Consider the following 3,939-nt stretch of genomic DNA (forward strand, 5'->3'; position numbering starts at 1 on the left):
AAAACTACCGTATAAAGCGGCAAATTTCTCTAAAAGAATTGCCGGAGAGATTTCCAGCTGATAAAATAAAAGTAACTACTCAGGCCACCAACGCAAGTGTTAAAGTTAGGTACCGCCAAGAGCAAAAGGCTTGCTCAGAAGGGCATCGCGGATTGCCCCCAGGACAGGGACAGAATTTTTCTTCACAGTAGAGATATAGCCCCTGATCCGGCAAAAGATTTGAGCTCCCTGCCAGGTGCGAAATCCACCGGAGATTTTCTGCTGGACCTTCGTCATGCGAATATCGCGCTTAAGCCTGGTTGTTGTCGAAAGAGATGTGAAAGTTGTACATGAAATTTAGCGTCTCCGGTCGGCGCCGGTCCAGTCTTTCCAGCAGGTTTTAAGGCTTTGGTCCTTTTCGGCCGGCCCCGCTTACCCTTTTTGCTTACCAAAGGGTTTTCCGTATACCCAAGGGCAATGATGCCTTTGATAGCGGAACTCGAAATCCATCAGCTGCTCCAGTTCCAGATACGTCTTGGCGTCATCCTTTTGTTTATCCACCGCCGCGCTTTTTTTGTCAGGAGCAGATCTTTCATCTGTTGCGCTTAAGGCCTGGTTCTCGTTTTCAAGGAACCAGTAAGGAAATATCATCTGCTTTGTACTCTGGTTGCTCAGTAATAAGAGCCACAGCTTTATTAATCAAGTAACCGGCAAAAGTGTAATAGCGGATGCCCTCAAGCATTTGAGTATAAGGGACATCATTAACATTACATACTTTGCGAATGCGGTCCCTGGCGTATGAAATTCTATCGCGCAAGTTGTTTTCAACAAGGCGGACTGGAAATTCATCACTATGAAGCAACTGCCACATGAGATTTGTAAGAAAAGCATCAAAACCTATACCACCGCCCGGGTAGGTAAAATGTATTACGCTACCGCGGCCTTGAGAAGGTTCCAGGATAATTGAGTCTGAAGAATACTTTATAACTTTCCACCGTTTGCCGGCAAACTGTACTAGCGCGCCACGCCTAATTTTTAATAAATTCATGGCTGGTACGGTACCCAGTAACTTAGAACCGTAACAGACATCAGTTAATTGTGTACTGGTCGAGTAAATCGCCCGCCGTCTGATGCGATCACACTTAAAAATTGTTGCCCTACAGCCCCGAACAATTCAAAAGGAGCCCTAATTGATAACTCTCCTCTTTTTCCGGCATCAATGATGGCCATAAAACGTAACACTTCACCCAGAGGCACTTCGGAATCGTCGCTCACCAAACAGACCACATTTGTCTTGTATGAACGCCGGTTACTTCTGCCTATGCGTTGCAAAAAAGACTCTACACCGCTCGGCACACCCCAGAGTAATACAGCGTCGATATCTCCAATATCGATACCAAGTTCAAGGGTGCTTGTAGCTATACAAATGGCCGTGTTTGACTTGGAAAAATTTTGTTCTGCTTCAACCCGGACATTGGGGGAAAGTGAGGAATAATGAACAAAAACTTCGGCTTTTAATTGTTTGTCCTGGCGTAAAAAACCTGCCAATCTTTCGCATTCCTTTCGGGCGTTAGCGAATATGAGCAGTTTTACAGGACGTTGGGTCAATAGGCGAATTAACCTTAAAAAAGAATTATCATCTGAAATATTACGTATCTGTGCATCAATTGTGCGTTGCGCGGGAAATTGAAAGAATTCTGCCTGTTCATCTCTGCCAAAAAGAAAATCCCGAATATCAGGCAGCCTTCCCACTGTAGCCGATAAAGCCACCCACTGTGGGTTATCAGTCAAACTTTGTTTCAGGCGCTGAAGAAGAATAGAGAGTTGAAGGCCCCGCTGCGTATTGTAAAGCAAATGGACCTCGTCTATGATGACAGCTTTAACTGTAATAAGGGCCGCATCCTTCCTGAAGAGAAGCACGTCAAAAGATTCGGGGGTTGTGACTAAGACATGTGGTGTTTGACCGGATGCTAGATCATCGCGATCCCCATGTCGGACACCAACACGCAAACCGAGGGAGGACAGGGGTAAATGAATGCGTTTTTCGATGTCGTTTACCAAAGCTTTTGTCGGCGCAATGTAGAGTCCGGTCTCGGTTTAAATGTTTCTTCAAGCGTTTTAACGTCAAGGAATGCCTAAAAGAGGCCAGGATCAAGAAACCAAAGGGTTATTCAGTCGTTACCGTTATGCACGTTCTGCTGTGTTCACTCAAAAAAATTTTCTACGCTTTTTTGCAGAGTAAAGAGCCCAAAGAATTTGCCAAGGACGTGATCTACCGGTTTTTGATCAATCCATGGTACGACTGGCGGCGCTCTCTCTTAAAGCTTGGCGCGGGAGTGATCAACAATTTCCTCAATCCCTTAACCGGGCCGGAACGGGTTAAAGCCTTGATTTTTGACGATTCTCTATACAGCCGCAACCGCAGTAAAAAGGTAGAGCTACTAGCCAGGGTTTTTGATCATGGCGCCAACCGTTATATGCGGGGTTCCTGCCTGCCGGCAGGCAGGTCCGCAAGTTGACCGTGGGCTTTAAGCGACGGCGCCTCCTTTGTTCCCCTGGCCTTTGCATTGGCTTAAGCTCCAATAAGCCAGAACACCGGCTTTACGAACAGGGACCGGAAGTTCCCGCCGGTTCCCCCGGCGCGAAGCGAAGAGCTAAAAGCCGTGTTAAAGGCAACGAAGGTACTGGTCAGTCTCCTGGATGAAGTTTTAGCCCATACCCGCGCTTTCCAGTATGTTTTGTTCGATAGTTGGTTTAGCTGGCCGGAGGCGCCAAAGCGATCAAAGCCCGCCGGCGCGAGGCAATCTGTATGCTCAAAGACATGCCCAATATTTTTTATGGCTACAACGGCCGGTTTTACAGGCTATCCGAACTCTACGGGGTAGTGACCAAACGCAAGAGTGACATTCTTGCCTCCGTAGTGGTGGATTACTACGGCCATCCCGTCCGGATTGTTTTTGTCCGGAACCGGGCTGTTACTGCCAGAACATAATGTCCAACAATAGACGGTATTAAATGTCCATAACTTGACGGAATTACTGCCAAAATCCTCTTTAAGGGGAAGGGAGAATTTAGCTCAATTCTCCCTGAACAACAAGCTTAACCATATGATCATCAATAATCCGACGCTTATTTTGAGATCCATAAAGCAGCGAATGAGTACAGACCTTGTTTACCAAACGGGCAGTTCCACTGGAATACCGAAAAATTTCATCGACCGCATTGTCTGAAAAAATCTCCTGTTCAACACCGGCATATGTCAGGTGTTTTTTTACATACTCACCCATCTGGGCGCGGTCCATATGTGACAGTTTGCATTGGATATCGATACGCTGCCGGATGGCGGCGTACGTCTGGAGCTGAAATCTTTCCCAGAGATCATTTTGACCCGCCAGGATCAGGGAAATGGGATTCTGGGCATCCATTTAAGTATTGAGCAGGAATCTGACTTCCTCCAGCATTTCTCTGTCCAAGAGATGGGCTTCGTCCACAATCACCACCGGCTGCAGGTGGTGAATACCTTGCATGAGTTCGATCTCCCGGTGCAGTTGGCGTTTAGGAGCCGCGATAAAATAAATTTTTTCAACCATGTGGACTGATGCCATAATTCCAGTCACCGTGAAAGTCCGAGCGCTTCAATTGGATGGTTGCCAGTTCGATATCGGAAACCTTAATGCCGGCCGGGTACGGATTGGTGTCAAGTTGGCCCTGAACCTTCAGGCCCGCAGCAGTTGTTGTGTTGGCGATGAGGTTGACGATGACCTCGTGGCTCTCTAGCGGTCGGCCACGCCAGTTCTGCGTGATGTGGGAGAAGAGCCGATGCTCAATTTTATTCCACTTGCTGGCGCCCGGAGGGAAGTGGCAGACGGCGCCTCATAGGCCGGTGTCAGCGGCCAATTTAAAGCAACTCGACTTTCCACAGGCGGGACCGTGAATTGTTGCTGCCGCCGCCATCGGCGG

Annotated in this window: 6 protein-coding genes and 2 pseudogenes; 3 read left to right on the forward strand and 5 right to left on the reverse strand. The window is 47.8% G+C overall.

The genetic code is table 11. The features are described 5' to 3' along the window. Positions 1–411: 411 nt before the first annotated feature. The 3 genes from DEH07_12580 to DEH07_12590 are packed head-to-tail and all read right to left on the reverse strand — an operon-like array spanning position 412 to position 2,040. Positions 412–630, reverse strand: coding sequence for a hypothetical protein (locus DEH07_12580; protein HBY05308.1), 219 nt, complete (start codon positions 628–630; stop codon positions 412–414). Beyond that, positions 605–1,027: a hypothetical protein gene (locus DEH07_12585; GenBank protein HBY05309.1), complete on the reverse strand. Its 423-nt coding sequence runs from the start codon at positions 1,025–1,027 to the stop codon at positions 605–607. The genes DEH07_12580 and DEH07_12585 overlap by 26 nt, the downstream gene beginning before the upstream one ends. A 44-nt stretch (positions 1,028–1,071) precedes the next feature. Next, complete coding sequence (locus DEH07_12590) at positions 1,072–2,040, reverse strand: hypothetical protein (GenBank protein ID HBY05310.1); 969 nt, start codon at positions 2,038–2,040, stop codon at positions 1,072–1,074. Positions 2,041–2,165: 125 nt separating this feature from the next. Between DEH07_12590 and DEH07_12595 the strand changes: the two genes are divergently transcribed. The 3 genes from DEH07_12595 (at position 2,166) to DEH07_12605 (ending at position 2,971) form a co-directional block, all read left to right on the forward strand. Next, positions 2,166–2,498: a hypothetical protein gene (locus tag DEH07_12595; GenBank protein ID HBY05311.1), complete on the forward strand. Its 333-nt coding sequence runs from the start codon at positions 2,166–2,168 to the stop codon at positions 2,496–2,498. Then, positions 2,495–2,683, forward strand: a complete 189-nt coding sequence (locus DEH07_12600; GenBank protein HBY05312.1) for a hypothetical protein — start codon at positions 2,495–2,497, stop codon at positions 2,681–2,683. Before DEH07_12595 ends, DEH07_12600 begins: the two co-directional genes overlap by 4 nt. A gap of 105 nt (positions 2,684–2,788) precedes the next feature. Further along, positions 2,789–2,971, forward strand: coding sequence for a hypothetical protein (locus DEH07_12605; protein HBY05313.1), 183 nt, complete (start codon positions 2,789–2,791; stop codon positions 2,969–2,971). A 79-nt stretch (positions 2,972–3,050) separates the two neighbouring features. Here DEH07_12605 and DEH07_12610 read toward each other — a convergent pair. Together DEH07_12610 and DEH07_12615 are read right to left on the reverse strand one after the other, a co-directional pair. Further along, a pseudogene (locus DEH07_12610) lies at positions 3,051–3,536 on the reverse strand (AAA family ATPase). Positions 3,537–3,561: 25 nt separating this feature from the next. Then, positions 3,562–3,939: pseudogene (locus DEH07_12615) on the reverse strand (ISAzo13 family transposase).

Origin of the sequence: Desulfotomaculum sp. (assembly GCA_003513005.1) — a bacterium.
Lineage (GTDB): Bacteria > Bacillota > Desulfotomaculia > Desulfotomaculales > Nap2-2B > 46-80.

Coding starts and splice junctions, on each gene's coding strand:
- DEH07_12605 (HBY05313.1), top strand. CDS start 2,789: ATGCTCAAAGACATGCCCAATATTTTTTATGGCTACAACGGCCGGTTT.
- DEH07_12595 (HBY05311.1), top strand. CDS start 2,166: ATGCACGTTCTGCTGTGTTCACTCAAAAAAATTTTCTACGCTTTTTTG.
- DEH07_12585 (HBY05309.1), bottom strand. CDS start 1,027: ATGAATTTATTAAAAATTAGGCGTGGCGCGCTAGTACAGTTTGCCGGC.
- DEH07_12580 (HBY05308.1), bottom strand. CDS start 630: ATGATATTTCCTTACTGGTTCCTTGAAAACGAGAACCAGGCCTTAAGC.